This is a genomic window from uncultured Aquimarina sp., assembly GCF_947500065.1.
In the GTDB taxonomy this organism is placed as follows: Bacteria; Bacteroidota; Bacteroidia; order Flavobacteriales; family Flavobacteriaceae; genus Aquimarina.
Map to the genome: position 1 here is coordinate 991213 of NZ_CANMQT010000002.1, position 18533 is coordinate 1009745.

Genomic DNA, 18533 nt, shown 5'->3' on the forward strand with positions numbered 1-18533 from the left:
GCATTGATCTATGATTTTCACCATGCGAAAGATTACATTGTTTGTTTTTTTATTCATTTCTGTGTTCGAAATAATCGGACAAGATAAGAAAGAGGTAAAGCAATTAGATTCTATACAGGTTCGTTTAACTAGGTCATTAGATCGTTTACTTCAAGATACACCTAAAGAATTAAATATAATTGTACTAAAAGATCTTTTAAAAAAACTAAGCCCTAAACCAGTTAAAAAACCTCACATAGGGTGGAAATCTTTTGGTAAGTTTTCTTTTTTCTTCAATCAATCTGCTTTTAATTACGATTGGCAAGGTGGTGGAACATCTAATGTTGCTAGTAATATTGCTCTTAACTATGAGTTTAATTACAAAAAAAATAGTTTAACCTGGGATAATAAAATTTTGGCTGATTATGGTCTTACCTTTTTGAAAGGAGAAAATTTTGCTCGTAAAACCAACGATCGAATAGAACTTAATTCCCGATTGGGACAACGAATTGGTGAAAGTTTCTGGAACTATTCTCTTTTTGTCAATTTCAGATCTCAGTTTGCTAAAGGATATAGTTTTAGTAAAGATCCAGATACTGATGAAACTATTCGTACAGAAGAAACTCATTTCTTTTCTCCTGCTTTTATTCAAATTGGTCCAGGATTGCTTTGGAAAAAAGGTGATAATTATAACATCAATATTGCTCCAGTAACTTCACGTATGATTTTTGTAGATGATCAGTTTACTACCATTCCTGATTATGAGGATGGGGATTATTTTGGAGTAGATGCAGGCAAGAGTTCCCGATTTGAATTTGGTGGATCTTTATCTGCATATACTAAGTTCCAGGTAGTAAAAAATATCACTATGGAAAACACTCTAAACCTATACTCTAACTACATAGAAGACCCATACAATGTAGATATTGATTATACGTTAAACCTAAACCTAGTCGTCAATAAATACATTTCCGGAAGTTTTGTCTTTCAGGCAATCTATGATGACAATGCTACAAGTGGATTTCAGATACGAGAAGTAATCGGATTAGGTCTTAATTATGAGTTTTGATGTTTTTCTAATTACTCCTCTACAAACTCGGGATATAAAAAATTATTATAAGGAAAACGAGTAACGTGTATGTCTCTTACTTCTTGATATACTCTTTTCCTAAACGTATCTATATTTTCTTTATTGATAGCAGATATAAACAATGCGTTGTCTCCTATTCTACTCATCCAGGTTTGCTTCCATTCCTCTAGTGTATAATGTATTTCCGTTCTTTCTGTTGTTAGATCATCTTCATCAATAGTTTCATGCTTATAAGCATCAATCTTATTAAAAACCATGATAACTGGTTTATCAAGACTATCAATTTCTTCCAAAATCTTACTCACAGAATCAATATGATCTTCAAACTGAGGATGTGATATATCCACTACATGTAGCAATAAATCAGCTTCTCGCACCTCATCTAATGTACTTTTAAAACTTTCTACTAACTGCGTAGGTAACTTTCTTATAAACCCTACCGTATCACTTAATAAAAACGGAAGGTTCCCGATTACTACTTTTCTTACAGTAGTATCCAGTGTTGCAAAAAGTTTATTCTCTGCAAAAACATCACTTTTGGCAATCACATTCATTAATGTAGATTTACCTACATTGGTATACCCTACTAGCGCTACACGTACTAATTTACCGCGATTACCTCGCTGAGTAGCCATCTGTTTATCAATTGTCAGTAGTTTTTTCTTCAATAAAGAAATACGATCTCTAACAATACGACGGTCAGTTTCAATCTCTGTTTCACCAGGGCCACGCATACCAATACCACCTCGTTGACGTTCTAAATGCGTCCATAACCCAGTTAATCGTGGTAAATAATATTGACATTGAGCCAATTCAACCTGAGTTCTAGCATAACTTGTCTGAGCACGCTGAGCAAAAATATCAAGGATCAAGTTGGTACGATCGATGATCTTAGCTTTTAGAATACGTTCAATATTACGTTGTTGTCCGGGAGTTAATTCATCATCAAAAACCACTGTTCCAATATCATGCTGTTCTACATATGCCAGCACTTCTTCCATTTTACCAGATCCGATAAACGTTTTAGGATTAGGTACATCCATCTTTTGGGTAAATCGTTTTACCACTTCTCCACCAGCTGTATACGTAAGAAATTCTAATTCATCCAAAAATTCAGTAAGCTTATCTTGATCCTGATTTTTGGTAATAATCCCTATTAAAACTGCTTTTTCGTATACTGTTTCTTCCTTTTCTATCATTAGCTATTCCTTCTTCAAACTTATATTATATATCATTCAACTTCCTCAAGTATACTCCAAGTGGAAATTGGGTCCTGCTATAAGCAGGATAAACTCAACTAATTATTTTAAATGCGCTTTATAGGCTTCCTAAATATAGTTTCATTTAATTAATCCACAAAGGTACAATATTGTCTGCATTTGAATTTGTACATTAGATGTTTACAACAAATTTTTATTGAATGTCTTCAAAGCTTTATTTTAAAAAGAAACATACGAATCTACATACAGTTGCTTTTTACAACTTAGAAAACCTATTTGATACCAAAGATGACCCTAATACCTTAGATGATGATTTCTTGCCAGACTCAGAAAAGCGATGGAATAAAAAAAGGTATGAAAAGAAGCTATTTAAGCTTGGGACAGCAATTTCTAACATTGGATTTGCCAAAACTGGAAAAGCTCCGGTCATTTTAGGTGTTGCTGAAGTTGAAAATAAAGCTGTTTTAGAAGATTTAGCCAAAACTAAGCACTTGGTTAACAAAAACTACGGTATCGTTCATCACGAGTCTCCGGATGAACGTGGAATAGATGTTGGGCTTCTATATCAAAAAGAAAATTTCACAGTTATAAATTCAGAAAGTGTTCAGGTACTAGTCAATAATGAATATGGGGAAAGAGATTTCACTCGGGATATTTTATGGGTAACCGGAACTTTGCATAAAGAAGAAATTCACATTTTAGTGAATCATTGGCCCTCTCGCAGAGATGGAGCCGAATCTACTTCCTACAAGCGAATTGCTGCCGCTGATAAAAATCGAGAAGTTATACGTCAAATTATGGATAAGGATCCCGAAGCAAAAATCATTGTAATGGGTGACTTTAATGATGATCCTAATAGCGAAAGTGTAAGAAAGCACCTAGTGTCTCATGATTTTTATAATCCTATGGAAAGACTACATACACGCTATCAAGGAACACTAAATTATAAAAGTCAATGGAATTTATTTGACCAGATTATTTTCAGCAACAATTTTCACAAATATGAAGAAGCAACCCATAGCTTTTCTGAAGCTAATATATTTGATGATAGTTTTTTAAAAATCCATAAAGGTAGATATAAAGGGAATCCTTTTAGAACCTATACAGGAAGAAAGTATAGAGGAGGATATAGCGACCACTTTCCTGTATATGTTCATCTAAAACATAATTAAGTCTCTTGCTTTTAATATAGATACGTAGTTCCCATAGAAAAATACCCAATAAACACCTTTCTTATACAAAGGGATTTCACTTTGCAAACATAGGTGATATACCCCTTTTTGTTCTAGCGACAAACCCTTTAAAAAACAGTAACACCCTGTTTTTCAATTCATTGTTTTGCGGAAATTTCCGCAAAACTGTTTTCTTCTTTTGCAGATTATAAACCCTATTCTACTTTTGACTCAGAGTTTATAAGAAAACATTTATAACTCTAATTTCACTCGTATGATACGATTGATTATAAAGATCATCCATCTATAGGATTAGAAATACAACTGGCGCCAAAAGTAGTTTCTACAACAATAATCTCTCTATACTACACTGTGAAAATCAGGATGCATTAGCATCCAAAAACTAAACATATCAATTTAATTATTCTAAAAAACCAAACAATGAAAAAATTATTTTATGCATTACCAATCATAGGTTTATTGTTCTTTACATCTTGTGATAAAGATGAATCTAACGAAGTCATGGACGAATCAGCGGTAACATCAGAGTTTTCTTTGAAAAGTATCTATGATTTTCATAAAGATATTACCATTACTTCGGACGAAGGAAGTACAGGAACTGTTAGAGTCTATGCCAATGATGAAAATTCTTTAGCAGATTACTCTAGTGAAAACCTAACTTTAATGGAAATCAATCAGAATGAAACCTTAAAACAAAGTTTAATTCGCCATAACAAACTTGATCTAACACAACCTGATACAGATGAGGATATTGATGATCAAAAAAGTGATTCATTTGAAGAAAATGGTGCCGATATTGCTTTTGAATTAGTTGCGCTTACTAAAGCTAATTCTGCATCAAAATATGCCATCAACTTTAATCATCCACAAAACGATTATGCTAAAGCTAGCTGGGGATATTATACACACTATAGCTCTGTTAATCAAGCTCAAATAGCTGAGATCGCTAGACATAATTTCTGGAGAAAAGTGTATTATGGTCTTAAGTATAAAGCATATAGCAACAGCAGTTGGGCAACTATCCAAAATGAATGGAGGTTGATTAAGAACAATCAAAGTTTTTCTCATACTAAGAACCCTTGCTATCAATTTAGAATGCGAGTAAAAACAAAAAAGAATAGTGCTTATTCAGTAACTTTTGATTACTAATATAATATACTAGAAACAAAAAACTCCCTGAAGAATGTCTTCAGGGAGTTTAATTATTTTGATTTATTATCTAAAGTTAGTTAGCATCAATACTAATCTCATCTAACTCATACGTTCCATCGAAACCTTCATCTCCACTTCCTGTATATCTAAAAGCAATATATATAGTACCTGTCTCACAAGATAAGTCTACATTACCAGACTCGATCCAGTCTCCAAAATTATCACTGTCCTGAACTATTGTAGCATCAGGAAATATTCCCCACGTTGCAGCTGCAATATTAGCTTCAGTTCCATCCCAATCTCTAGAAAACAAAACATCCATTTCGCTACCATCAGAAAAACTGTTAGACGTTTGGAACCTAAAAGTCTCTCCATCCTGAGCGTCTAAATCAATCTGAGGTGTAATCAACCAAGCTATGGTACTATCATCTCCAGATCTAAAAGAACCTGCTCTTGCAGAAACTCCTAAAGAACCATTGCTTCCTCCAGAACTCCAAGCTTCCCAACCTTCTGTTCCTGCTTGGATGTAATTAGTCCATCCATTTCCAGAAATAAGAGAGTTTGTACTTTGAGTTTCGAAATCATCAGAGAACAAATTCGTGTTTCCTATTACACTTGCTAATCCACAAGAAATTTCTTCTGGATCACAGCGATCTCCATTATCAAATGCTAAACCTGTAGGGTCATTTAATACTAAATTAAATTCATCTCCAAAGAAGTTTTTCGTTAAAACTCCTTCAAAACTTCCTTGTTGATTTGGTAATTGTAATCCTTTAAAATCTGCAAAAGTACTTGTGCTTAAAATCGCTGTTGCTCCATTATCACAACTCTCTAAGTTTCTTTCTCCATCAAAATCATCACTTGCCTCTCCAGCAAAAGTTAGTGGATTATCTCCTAGTACATCATTTCTATTAAACTGTACATTGTTAATCTTAACATATAAGTTAGTAAGATCATCAGAAAAATCAGAGATCGCAATTTCTAAAGGAGTAATAGCAGCTACCTCTGCAGATCTTATGATTACTTCTTCTTGAGAAAATGATGGTATTTGATCTACTTCTGTACCCGCTAGCACTCCTAAAGTAGCAACTCCATTTTCGATACCAGCTGACAACCCTTCAAGTTTAATAAACACTTTTCTTCCAAATTCATATGAAGTAAATAAAGGGTTAACATCTATTAAAACTCTAATTCCTGCAGTTGGACTCTCTGCCTTATCTTGTATAACAAGTTCTTCGAAAAAATTACCTGCTTTATCACTTGATACTACATACCCAGACATAAACTTATCTGAATCTTCAAAATTTACTGCATCGCCATTAGCTTGCCCTATTTCTCCTAATACACTTCCTACATCAACAATTAGGTTAGCATCAATATTTGGCTCCTCAATATTAAGTCCAGGAGTCTGAAAATCGTCGTCTTGTACACAAGCAGTAAATGTCACTGCCAAAACCAAAACGCTTATTAGTTTTTTTAAATTAATTGAATTCATTTTATAATATTTTTTTGTTGTGTTCATCATTAAAATCTTACGTATACATTAAGGTAGTACGAAGTACCAAATCCATAAAAATATCTCGGACCAAAAACAGGTGTTTCACGTTGAGATTCTTCCAAAGCTAGTCTGTAATTACCATTTCTAGCTTGCTCAAAACCTCCTGTTTGATATTGCTTGTCAAAAATATTATTAATAGTAGCAAAAAATCCAATATAATAATCTTTTACTCTCCAGGACTTACCTCCTACTGCATTCACCAGTATATAATCGTCAAATTGCTCTTGTCTTAATAAATCTCTTGCAATACTCTCATCATAGTCATTAAATGGTAAGCCATCTACATCCTGATTAAAGTTTGATGTTCTTGCAAAAGGACTCACATCAATATACGCATTAGAGAAATAATTCGCTGTAGTACCAAACCACCAGAAATTAGGATCTCTATACTCAAAACCTAATTGAGCTGCATTTTGGGGACCACCTGCAATACGATAATCTTTTAGTGCAGATTTACCTTCATAACGAGTACCTTGTAGTCCTTCCGTAATTTGTTCTCCTAGGAATGAGCTACTCGTACTTGCTAAAAATAAGTCAGGATTATTATCATATGTAAACTGTCCAATTGCTGCCGCACCTTTAAGCTTTATTGTTGGCGTTATTTGATATTCTATTCCTAATTCTGCTCCAAAATGTTGTTTATCTATTCCTGTAAGTATTTCCTGAACAAAACCTGCATCAGATCCAGAAATTGCCTGCGTAAAGAAAAACGATATATCAGTCGCGTCCTCAATTTTAGTATAATATCCTGTAACTCTTGCTTTCAGTTTAGGTGTTCTTAGAATATAACCAACATCTATAGATTGCACTTTTTCACTTTCCTGAGTACCAGGAATTGATTGTTCTGCTTCTATTAATTGTGCAATTGTTCTGTTGTTTTGTCTTGAGTTTGCAAAAGAGTTACGAATTGTTGGTGCTTTTGTAAAATACGTTCCATGAACATCAATAAGATTACGTCCGTTAATCTTATAAGTAAATCCACCTTTGGCACCATAGTTAGTAAAATCCAATTTATCACTTTTCCCAAAAGATCCTAAACGTCCTTCACCAGGAAAATATCCGTTTTCGAATAAACCTGTTCTTTGATAGGTAGTTTGAGAAACATTTCCTCCTAAAAAGAAATCAATTTTACTAGTTTTAAACTGTGCCTGAGCAAAACCACTTATAACATCAGCATCAATCTCAAAATTATAATCATATCGATCACCAACACCAACGATTCGGTTACGATTACGCAAATCACTTTGTGCTCTGTCAGCTAATTCTTCTGGAGTAAAACCTAGATCCACTGGTACATCATTATCAATGTTGGTTCCAAAAGAATCTACATCCAAAAATCCTGTTCCTCCCAAAAGATCAATTACCTCTGCAAAGTTTTCGCTTTTTAAGGTTCTGTAATTAACAGCTCCATTAATACTGATATTATCCGTTATCTGGCTATTTAAAATTGAGTTAAAGCTCCATTGTGTATCATCAGTTCTATCTTCATACAAAATATAAGTAGCATTAAGTCCTTGCGCAGCACTTAATTGATTGGCTTGTATCAATTGGTTCCAGTTTAACTGACCATCTCTTACAAACGCTTGTTGTGCTAAGAAAGCATTCTGAAAGTCAAGAGTAGTAGGATTAGGATCATCTAAGAATGAACTAGGCAGGTAACTTTGATGAATTGGGTTGGTATCTCTACTAGCTCCTGCTCCTGTATATGTCTCCTGTCCGTTAAAGTTTACTAAGTCCGTTCCTCCGTTATCTAAACGACTATTTCCGATTTTACCAGTCTGGTAACCAATATTGGTGTTTAAGGTCGTTTTGTCCGTAATATTCCAGTAATGGTTTAACATAAATACTGGTTCTTCTATTTCACGAACTCTTGAGTTTTTCTTTTCTCCATCAAAATAACCCCAATTCGGATTATATTGTCTTCCTTTTAAATTAAAAACCTCTTCTGTAATCGCAGTAGATCTTCCTCTTCGGTTTGGTGTATAAAAACTAGTAACATTTATACTATGTTTATCATTGATCTTTTTTTCTACAGCTGCAAAAATTGAATTAGCATCATATAGTGTTCCATCTATATAACCTTCATTACCCATTCTACGGGCTAACGAGATCGTATAGGCCCAACCATTGCTCATCAAGCCTGAACTATAGCTAGCCATCATTCTACCTGTATAACTTCTATTTGATGCTGCATAGGATAATCTACCACCTTGACGATATTGAGAAGCTCTCATTATAATATTTGTCGCTCCAGATAAGTCTCCAAACGTATAATCGTTAGCAGCAATTCCCATTGTGAATTCCTGGTTTCGCTGCACATCATTCAGTCCTCCCCAGTTACCCCACTGAGGTCTTCCGTTATTAAGTTTGTTCATTTCAATCCCATTGATCAACACTTTTGCATTTTCATTACCAAGACCTCTTGGGCGGAAAAACGTAGCGCTAAAATCAAATGCTGCTGCACTAAGAAACACATCTCTTGAAGCTTGTAATAGTCCCGAGATATTTGAAGATGCGTCATCATCTCCTTCGTCTAATTCATTGTCAGAAAGGCTAATAGTACCTATCTGAATTTGTTCTTGATTTACATCATAGTCCAGATCTATAGTTTTTAGATCCAAAACACTTCCTTCGTTAATAATTACCGGATAACGTTTTGTAACATATCCATTTTTAGATATTACAGCAATTTGTTCTCCTAAGGGTAATTGTGCATTTCCAAAATCAAATTCTCCCAAAGCATTTGTTGTCGTAGAAACCTCAGTTCCTTCGATAATAACTAATACCTGCGAAAGATTTTCATTTGAAGATGCGTCAACAATTTTACCCTTTAATCCTGTTTGCTGAGCGTAAGAAACAGCAACAGAACTTAAAAAAATCATTAAAAAGAATAGATTCTTTTTGAGTTGTGACACTTTCATTAATTGTTATTTTAGTTAAATATTTAACATTTCTGCCGCGCAAAAGTACATGTTTTAAATAGAAAAGCTAATTTTGGCTCAAAATTTGGAATACATTTTACAATAAGTTAATAATCAATTATATAATGAACTCAAAATATTTGCTTACCCTTGCTTTTGTACTAAGCCCTATTCTTGTTGTTTTCTCGCAAGAAAAGAAAACGTATAAAGTTAATACAATTGCTTTTTATAATGTAGAAAATCTTTTTGATACTGAAGATGACCCTATTACCTACGATGATGACCGAACACCAAACGGAAAAGATCACTGGACAGAAGACATATATAAGGACAAATTAAAAAACATGGCTAAGGTTATTTCTGAAATCGGTTCTGAGGTAACAAAAAATGCTCCTGCCATTTTAGGAGTAGCAGAAATAGAGAACAGAAAGGTTCTTGAGGATTTAGCTAATGAACCTGTTCTTTTACCTAAAGATTATGGAATTGTACAGTTTGATTCTCCGGATCGAAGAGGTATTGATGTAGCTCTTTTATATCAAAAATCTCTTTTTAGACCTATTAATACTAGTAAACATGAGCTTTTAATTTACAACACTAATGATCCTACTAAACGTGTATATACCAGAGATCAATTATTAGTTAGTGGATATCTTGATGGAGATTTGATTCACGTAATTGTAAATCATTGGCCTTCAAGAAGTGGTGGTGAAGCTCGTAGCAGACGTAAAAGAGAAAAAGCTGCAGAATTAAACAAAAAAATTATTGACTCCCTTTTTGATATAGATCCTTACGCTAAAATTATAACCATGGGAGATTTAAACGATGACCCAGACAATAGTAGTGTAAAAAAAGTACTAGCTGCTAAGGCAGAAAAAGAGGATGTAAAATTAAAAGGGTTGTACAATCCAATGTATAATATGTCTAAAAAAGGAATTGGTTCTCTTGCTTGGAGAGATAGTTGGAACCTTTTTGATCAAATTATTGTTTCTAAAGGTTTACTTGATAAAGATTATAGCTCTTATAAATATTACAAAGCAGGTGTTTATAATAAAAACTACCTAGCCAATCCACGTGGAAGATATAAAGGATATCCGTATAGAAGTTTTGCTAATGGTGCATATACTGGAGGATATAGTGATCACTTTCCTGTATATGTATATCTTATTAAAGAAGATAAATAAGTGTAAATAAGTGTAAATAAAAAAGGTGTTCGAAATGAACACCTTTTTTTATATCGTTTCTTTAAACTAATTAGTTTCCAGCATCAGCGCAGTCAGCAGGTAAAGCTGCTAATTCATTTGTATATGCATCCGCTGCACCACAGTCACTAGATCTATAAACATCAATAGCGCTCTTAACAGCCTCACAAGTTGCGGAATTAGCACTACTCTCATAAGCAGCTAAAGCAGCTACAACGGGAGCTCTAAGTTCAGAATCAATAGTGTCACATGCAAAATCAATAACATCATCTTCTCCACACGAAGTAAATCCTAAAGCCATACCAAAAACGGCAACAAACATAAGTTTTTTCATAATTTGGGTTTTAAAAAATTAAATTTTAAGAAGGCGAATATATAGGATTAATTTTCAATTAACAAAAAATTTTGTTAATTTTGTGTCGTTTGACGGAAAAAACCTACTTTTTGTCGTTTTCAATTCACTTCTTCTACATCTATTGGCTTACCAATATATACTAAAAAACTATCCTCATTAATCTGTTCCATTTTTTCGCTATAAGCAGAAATAATTCTAATATTTCTATCCGAATCTTTAACAAATAAAGGAATAATATCTTGATCTTGTTTTGTGATTTTAATCAAAGAACTATAGTGCGCATCATCATTAATTTTAATCTCTTGTATACCAGGATATTTCTCCGCCAAACCCATTAACTTATTATAATCATCCGTATGAGAAAACAAGCCTTCATCAGGATTATTTTCTGGGTCATTCATTTCCTCAGAGCTCACTAACCTAAAAGATCCGTTCTCTCCAAATTGATCTTTGAATTTGTTAATAGCAAACTTATTAATGTCTGTATTACCTGTAAGAGCCATTAGAAAACCTATGTCATTTAATTCTATATTATTGTTCAATTGATCATTATATATACTTCCTTCTAAAGCTTCTAATCCTAAGGTTTTGGCTTTTTTAATATTATCTCTGTTACTATCTACTAATACTACATGACGATGATTCCTTTTTAAATATGTAGCAATTAATCTCGAAACCTTTGACGCTCCTATAATTAATATTCCTTCAGATTTTGTTAGGAACACACCTGCTATTTTAGCGAATAACCTTGCTGTGGTTGCATTAAGTAGTACAGTTCCTAATACAATCATAAAAACTAGAGGAGTAATATACTCTGCCTCTGGCACACCATTTTTGGCTAACTTTAAACCAAATAAGGATGCAATACCCGCTGCGACAATTCCTCTTGGCCCTACCCAACTAATAAATAATTTTTCATTTATTTTCAGCCCAGAATTAATAGAGCTTAAAAACACGCCCAAAGGTCGGATAATAAAAACAACCGCGGCAAAAAGCATAATTGCATTCCAGTTAAATATTAATTGTAATTCTTCAATATTAATGTTTGCTGAGAGAAGAATAAATAAAATTGAAATTAATAAAACACTTAATGATTCCTTAAAATATAACAGCTCTTCCAAATTCGGAAGATTCGTGTTCCCTAAAACCATCCCCATAATTACTACGGATAGCAAACCCGATTCATGTGCAAAAGCATCTGATAAAACGAATACTGCAAGCACCGTTGCCAAAGTAAAAACATTCAATAAATAATGTGGAATTACTTTTTTCTTAATACCAAAAGCTAAGGCATAAGCAAAGGTGAAACCAAAGGTGAAACCAAACAACACAATTTTTCCGAATTCTATAAAAGCAGTTTTTGTAAAAGTTCCACCTTCTCCGGCACTAATAAATTCAAAAACTAAAACCGCGACCAATGCTCCAATCGGATCAATAAGAATCCCTTCCCATTTAAGTATTGCAGAAACATCTTTTTTTAGGGGTATATTCCTTAAAATAGGAGTAATCACTGTAGGACCCGTCACAATAATAAGGGAAGAAAACAAAAATGAAATCTGCCAACTTAAGTCAAAAATGTAGTGAGCAGCCAGTCCTGCACCAAAAAATGTTACCACAACTGCTACCGTAATTAACTTAAGAATTACCGGTCCCACATTAAGAATTTCATCTCTTCTTAGCGTTAATCCTCCTTCAAAAAGAATAATACCGATCGCCAATGAAACAAAATAAAACAAGCTCTCTCCAGGAAATAAGCCTTCCACTCCATTCCAGATAGGTTGAATTAACTTAGTGCTGTCTTCTGTATATAAAGTTGCTATTGGGCCCACTAAAAGTCCAATCAAAATAAGAGGTAATATCGCGGGGATTTTAAATTTCCATGCTACCCATTGTGCTAAGATTCCTAAAATAATTATCCCTGCTAGCTCTACCATTTTTTTGCTCTAATTATTATGACAAGCAAAATATCGGAATTTTTTTACAAATATATATAGCATTCTCAATTTTATACTTCCAAAAAATAACAGTATATTCTGGCCTTAATTTTTTTAGCAATATAACATTGACCGGACTTTTAGATCACAAATTTAAAACAATACTAATAGGAGTAGCATTTTCTCCCAACCTTAAGAACAATGTATATGAAGCTATGAGAATGGTCGATTTCTTTGATTCTAACATGATTCTTGTTCATGTTGGTATAAAAACAAAAGAAAAAGAAGCCACTATAAAAGAATTAATCTCTGGTTTTTCTGACGATACAGAAAAAGTAAAAATTATCTGGCGAGAAGGAAATCCTGTTGATGTGATTATAGAAACTGCAAAAGAAAGTAATGCAGATCTAATTATGCTGGGAGCAACACCAAGAGAGGATTTTCTGAAGTTTTATATAGGATCCATCGCTAGAAAAATAACCAGAAACGCGCACTGCTCTGTTTTATTACTTATAAAACCCTCAGAAGACCTGAGACCTTGTCATCACGTAGTCGTAAATGGATTAAAAGATGATAAAACAAAACAAACAATTTTTTCGGCTTTTGAAGTTGCCCAAAATCTTGGTGCACAGCAATTAACAATTGTAGAAGAAATATCTCAACAAGAGGTTCAAGTAGTGATACAAGATGATAAATCATTACTAAAAGCAACAAAAAGAAAAGAACAAATAACCAAAAAGGAGCACCTTAGAGTACAAGACATTGTTAATGAAGTTCCTGAAGATTTTAAATCTGGAATACATATTAAAACGCAACCCATATTTGGAAAAAGAGGATATTCTATCGGTCACTATGCTCGTGTTATAAGTGCAGATTTACTTATAATGAATGCTCCAGGAAAAACAACTTTTTTAGATCGAATTTTTCCTCATGACATTGAACATATTTTAGCTGAACTACCAACTGATGTGTTAATTATTAGATAAATGAAAAATTTTAAAACTAACGCATCTGGATTTTTATCCAGCTTACCAAAAAATATTTTTTCTGGTTTTGTGGTCTCGTTGATTGCACTACCTCTCGGATTAGGCTTAGCCTTAGCATCAGAAGCTCCTCCTATATCAGGAATAATTGCTGCTGTTGTGGGAGGAATTATAGTTTCTATATTTGGTGGTTCTAATGTAACCATTGCAGGCCCTGGTAATGGATTGGTTGTAGTATTATTAGGTGCAATTACTACATTAGCAGATGGAGATTTGTATCACGGATACCTTTTCACACTAGCAGCGATTATATGTTCTGGTGTTTTAATGATTCTTATAGGAGTTTTGCGATTAGGAATATTAAGCGATTTTTTTCCCTCTTCTGCTATTCAAGGAATGTTAGCGGCAATAGGGATTAGTATTTTTGCAAAACAATTTCATGTAATGATGGCGAATACTGGGGCAAAAGGAGACACAATCTCTCTTCTTGTAAACATCCCAGATAGTATTGTATCCTTATTTTCTCCAGAATATAGTCACCTTTTAATAGCTGCTGCTGTAGGCATAATAAGTTTGTTAATAATGGTTTTTTATGGTAAAATTCGAAATAAATACCTTCAGTTAGTTCCAGCTCCTATGTGGATTGTTTTATTGGTAATTGGATTTAGTTATTACTATGAGTTCTTTTCTAAAGACCCTTATCCTATAGCTGATAAACTTCTTGTACAGATACCGGATAAAGTGTTTTCTAACTTTCCTTCCCCTGATTTTTCATCGCTATTTCAGTTTAAATTTATTGGAGTCGTTGTTGCAATCACTTTAATTTCTAGTATAGAATCTTTATTGAGTATTAAAGCAGTTGATAAGCTTGATCCTGAGAAAAGAAGATCTAATACTAACAAAGATCTTACGGCATTAGGAATAGCTTCTATTGCTAGTGGTTTTCTTGGAGGATTAAACGTAGTAACTGTAATCGCCAGAAGTTCCGTAAATGTAAACAATGGAGGTAGTAATCGATCTGCTAACTTTTTCCATTCAGTATTCTTAATATTATTTGTAGTGTTGTTTCAGGATCAACTAAGTAGGATTCCGCTAACTGCATTAGCCGCAATTTTAGTGTATACGGGATATAAATTATCCGCTCCAAAAAACTTAAAAGATGCTGCCAAAATTGGTAAAGAACAACTAATTATTTTCTCCGCTACTATAATCGGTACTATTACTACAAACTTGATAAGCGGTATTCTTATTGGAATTCTTACCACCTTAATAATTCATTTTATACTTAATAAAAGTGTAATGCTCTTTGCTCGAAACCTCTTTAAACCAAATGTTCTTATGTTTAAAGAAGAAGTACATGGAACCTATTTTGTGAGTGTCAAAAACTTTTCTAGCTTTCTTAATTATTATAGATTAAAAAGAAACTTGGATTCAATTCCTGAAGATGGTGATGTTGTGGTAGATTTTTCTTATTGTGATTTTGTCGATTATACTGTGCAGGAAAGTCTTTTTGGGTATCAAGAAACTTTTCAAAGAAAAGGTGGCTCTTTTGAAATTACAGGTCTTGATAAACACGGTACTGCATCAGAACATCCTCTTGCTGTAAGAAGTCTTATTTCTTTTTCTAAAAAATTTAAAATCGGATCTAATCTTACTAAAAGACAAGAAGATTTACAAAAAGTTGCTGATGATTTCTCTTGGAATTACAGCCCAAAAAAACAAGAAGATACTACCATTTTAAATAATTTTCTGTTTTTCAAAATCAAAAAAGTAAAATACATTTATAACAGTATAGTCAACAAAGATTCTTCACTCAAAATTTCCGATGTAGAATTTTCTGAAGGTGAATTTATTGCACGAAAAGACATTAGAACCACTATTTTGACCATTGATCTAAAAAAGAAAATTCCAATTTTTACTTTGGATCGAGAAGGATTTATAGAATTTGTATATAAAATTGCTGGGTTTAAAGATATTTTGATTGATGATCATGCTGATTTTTCTAAACGTTTTTATCTTTTAGGAGAACATACAGAAAACATTAAATTATTTTTTACTGATGAATTAGTGCTGTTTTTTGAGAGTAATCCCTATTACCATATCGAGTCAAACGGTCGAACTTTATTGCTAATGCGAAAAGAGCGTGTTGCAAGTGTTAAGGAAATTAAAGCACTATTAGATTATGGAATTCGATTAGAGAAAGTTATATCTCAGATTGATTTTGATGAAATATTGTTAAAAAGTCTACAAATTAAATCCTGATCCTTGTCATTTTTTCTATTTTGCAAAGATTTTTATATGAATTATGAAACGAACCAATAGAAAATTTTTGATTTGCATCGAAAATAATTATTTGGAGAATTCCATGTGACATCTAAAACAATATTATCAACACATGAAATTACACGCTGTAAAAGCAGGAAACTTTAAACTTGATGGTGGAGCCATGTTTGGTGTCGTTCCAAAAGTTTTATGGAATAAAACAAATCCAGCCGACACCAATAATCTGATCGACATCGCTGCCAGATGCTTATTATTAGAAGATGGAGATCGTTTGATTTTGATTGACACAGGAATGGGAAATAAACAGTCAGACAAATTTTTTGGTTATTATTCTCTTTGGGGTAATGATAACTTAGATAAATCTCTAAAAGAAAAAGGATTTCATAGAGATGATGTTACAGATGTTTTTGTTACCCATTTGCATTTTGATCATTGTGGTGGTGTCGTGCAATGGAATAACAACAAAACAGGGTATGAACTGGCCTTTAAAAATGCTAAGGTTTGGAGTAACGAAAACCACTGGAATTGGGCTACAGAACCCAATGCTAGAGAAAAAGCGTCTTTCTTAAAAGAAAATATTCTTCCTATTCAGGAAAGTGGACACCTTAACTTCATTTCTAGAACAGGAGAAACATTCCAAAAAAATACAGAATTGGGGTTTGGCGTGCTATTTGTAGATGGTCATACAGAAAAACAAATGATCCCTCATATAAAATATAAAGAAAAAACAATCGTGTTTATGGCAGACCTTTTGCCTACAGCCGGTCATGTTCCATTGCCATATGTTATGGGATATGATACCAGACCATTACTAACATTACCTGAAAAAAAATTATTTTTGGAAAATGCGGCCACAAATAATTGGTACCTGTTTATGGAACACGATGCACATAATGAGATTATAACCGTACAACAAACCGAAAAAGGTGTACGATACAAAGAAACTTTTACTTGTAATGAAATATTTAATTAATAATGCTATGATTCCCAAGTCTAATAAAATAATAATCACCTCTGTTGCCTCTGCAATGTTATTGAGTAGTTGCGGAGCACCTTCTATAATTTCTACACCAATAGAGAATATTGACACAATTCCATTAAAAAATGTTGTATTAACCGAAGCACAATTAAAAAATTGGAATTCTTCTGATTTAACGATTGATACCATTCCTGGAATGAGTGTTAATCGAGCATATACTGAGTTGATCAAAAATAAAAAAGGCCAAACTGTTATTGTTGCTGTTATTGATAGTGGTGTTGATATAGAACACGAAGACCTTGATGGTGTTATCTGGACCAATGCTAAAGAAATCAAGAATAACGGAAAAGACGATGATCAAAATGGATATATTGATGATATTCATGGATGGAATTTTCTAGGAGATTCTGATAATGAAAATCTAGAATATACAAGAATCGTAAAAAAACTAAAACCAAAGTATGAAGGAAAAAATTTAGCTTCCATCAGTCCGTCTGATAAAGATGAATACCAAATTTATATTGAGGCCAAAGCAGAATATGAGAAGGAATATCAAGAAGCCCTTGGTAATAAAAACCGATATGAACAGATATTGCAGCAAGTTAAGACCTCACACGAAAAGCTTACTGAAACATTAGGAAAAGAAAACTATTCTCAACAAGAATTGCTTTCAGCAAAAGCTGAAACTCCCGAAATGCAACAATATGTTGCGATACTTTCTCAAATGTTCGGGTTTTTAGAAAAAGATGAAACCATCCCAGACTTAATAAGTAATCTAAAGGAAGGTATTGACCATTTCACAGAACAACTGAATTATCACATTAATCTTGATTTTGACGGAAGAGCAAAAGTAGGCGATAATGTTGATGATATAAGTGATACGACTTACGGGAACAATAAAGTAATGGGACCTAACCCTGAAAAAGAAGGAATAAAGCATGGAACCCATGTTGCTGGAATTATCGCTGCAGAACGTAATAATGGAAAAGGAGTTAATGGAGTTGCTAAAAATGTAAAAATAATGGCAATCAGAGCAGTTCCTAACGGAGACGAATATGACAAAGACATTGCGCTAGCTATTCGATACGCAGTAGATAATGGAGCTAAAGTTATAAACACAAGTTTTGGTAAATATTATTCTACTCATCCTGAATGGGTAAGAAAAGCCATCAGATATGCTGGAGAAAAAGATGTATTAATTGTTAATGCAGCAGGAAATGAAGGAATAGATCTAGACCAAAAAGCTGTATACCCTAACGATCAAACAGATAATTCCTCTGAAATTTCTAATAACTTTATTACCATTGGCGCTTTAAATTACGAATACGGCTCTAACCTTGTTGCCAATTTCTCGAATTACGGAAAAAATAATGTAGATGCTTTTGCTCCTGGTGTAAAAATATGGGCTACTACTCCATCTAATTCTTATGAATATCTTCAGGGAACCTCAATGGCTGCTCCTGCGGTTTCTGGTGTTGCAGCACTCATAAGATCTTATTATCCAAAACTAAAAGCAACTCAAGTAAAACAAATACTAATGGACAGTGGTCTAAGTACTACTGCTAGTGTAGTAGTCGGTGGAGATACTACCAATTCAGATAAGTTTACAGAATTATCTAAATCAGGTAAGATGGTAAATCTATATAATGCTCTTATTTTGGCAGAGAAAATATCTAAATAAAAAAAA

At 33.3% G+C, this 18533-nt stretch carries 13 protein-coding genes; 8 read left to right on the forward strand and 5 right to left on the reverse strand.

All coding sequences use genetic code 11. The features are described 5' to 3' along the window. Positions 1–22 precede the first annotated feature (22 nt). Entirely contained in the window at positions 23–1048 is a 1026-nt protein-coding gene (locus Q0975_RS09875; RefSeq protein ID WP_299435794.1) for a DUF3078 domain-containing protein, read from the forward strand. Positions 1049–1059: 11 nt separating this feature from the next. Here Q0975_RS09875 and hflX read toward each other — a convergent pair whose 3' ends face one another. Then, a complete protein-coding gene (gene hflX, locus Q0975_RS09880) occupies positions 1060–2268 on the reverse strand; it encodes a GTPase HflX (protein ID WP_299435796.1) in 1209 nt (402 codons plus the stop codon). A 221-nt stretch (positions 2269–2489) separates the two neighbouring features. On the opposite strand from hflX, the gene Q0975_RS09885 reads away from it, so the two are divergent. Both Q0975_RS09885 and Q0975_RS09890 read left to right on the forward strand, forming a co-directional pair. After that, positions 2490–3461 carry an endonuclease gene (locus Q0975_RS09885; protein WP_299435798.1) on the forward strand — a complete coding sequence of 324 codons (972 nt, stop codon included), beginning with the start codon at positions 2490–2492 and terminating at the stop codon, positions 3459–3461. A 441-nt stretch (positions 3462–3902) separates the two neighbouring features. Next, a complete protein-coding gene (locus tag Q0975_RS09890; RefSeq protein ID WP_299435799.1) occupies positions 3903–4631 on the forward strand; it encodes a hypothetical protein in 729 nt (242 codons plus the stop codon). Between the two features lie 76 nt (positions 4632–4707). On the opposite strand, the gene Q0975_RS09895 is transcribed toward Q0975_RS09890, so the two are convergent. After that, on the reverse strand, positions 4708–6129 hold the full coding sequence (locus tag Q0975_RS09895; RefSeq protein WP_299435801.1) for a DUF5689 domain-containing protein: 1422 nt from the start codon (positions 6127–6129) through the stop codon (positions 4708–4710). 29 nt (positions 6130–6158) lie between these two features. Then, positions 6159–9113 carry a TonB-dependent receptor gene (locus Q0975_RS09900; protein WP_299435803.1) on the reverse strand — a complete coding sequence of 985 codons (2955 nt, stop codon included), beginning with the start codon at positions 9111–9113 and terminating at the stop codon, positions 6159–6161. A 125-nt stretch (positions 9114–9238) separates the two neighbouring features. On the opposite strand from Q0975_RS09900, the gene Q0975_RS09905 reads away from it, so the two are divergent. Further along, entirely contained in the window at positions 9239–10294 is a 1056-nt protein-coding gene (locus tag Q0975_RS09905; protein ID WP_299435805.1) for an endonuclease/exonuclease/phosphatase family protein, read from the forward strand. Between the two features lie 70 nt (positions 10295–10364). Here the strand turns inward: Q0975_RS09905 and Q0975_RS09910 are convergent, their stop codons facing one another. Beyond that, the gene (locus tag Q0975_RS09910) at positions 10365–10646 is read right to left on the reverse strand and encodes a hypothetical protein (RefSeq protein WP_299435806.1); all 282 of its coding nucleotides are present in this window, start codon (positions 10644–10646) and stop codon (positions 10365–10367) included. A 119-nt stretch (positions 10647–10765) separates the two neighbouring features. Further along, positions 10766–12601 (reverse strand): sodium:proton antiporter, encoded by a 1836-nt coding sequence (locus tag Q0975_RS09915; RefSeq protein ID WP_299435808.1) that lies wholly within the window; start codon positions 12599–12601, stop codon positions 10766–10768. Between the two features lie 128 nt (positions 12602–12729). Between Q0975_RS09915 and Q0975_RS09920 the strand changes: the two genes are divergently transcribed. The 4 genes from Q0975_RS09920 to Q0975_RS09935 all read left to right on the forward strand — a co-directional run bounded on the left by Q0975_RS09920 (position 12730) and on the right by Q0975_RS09935 (position 18527). After that, positions 12730–13587 (forward strand): universal stress protein, encoded by an 858-nt coding sequence (locus Q0975_RS09920; protein WP_299435810.1) that lies wholly within the window; start codon positions 12730–12732, stop codon positions 13585–13587. Further along, complete coding sequence (locus Q0975_RS09925) at positions 13588–15846, forward strand: SulP family inorganic anion transporter (RefSeq protein WP_299435812.1); 2259 nt, start codon at positions 13588–13590, stop codon at positions 15844–15846. Between the two features lie 133 nt (positions 15847–15979). Then, positions 15980–16840 (forward strand): MBL fold metallo-hydrolase, encoded by an 861-nt coding sequence (locus Q0975_RS09930; protein WP_299435814.1) that lies wholly within the window; start codon positions 15980–15982, stop codon positions 16838–16840. Beyond that, positions 16824–18527, forward strand: coding sequence for a S8 family peptidase (locus Q0975_RS09935; protein ID WP_299435815.1), 1704 nt, complete (start codon positions 16824–16826; stop codon positions 18525–18527). Before Q0975_RS09930 ends, Q0975_RS09935 begins: the two co-directional genes overlap by 17 nt. Positions 18528–18533 lie beyond the last annotated feature (6 nt).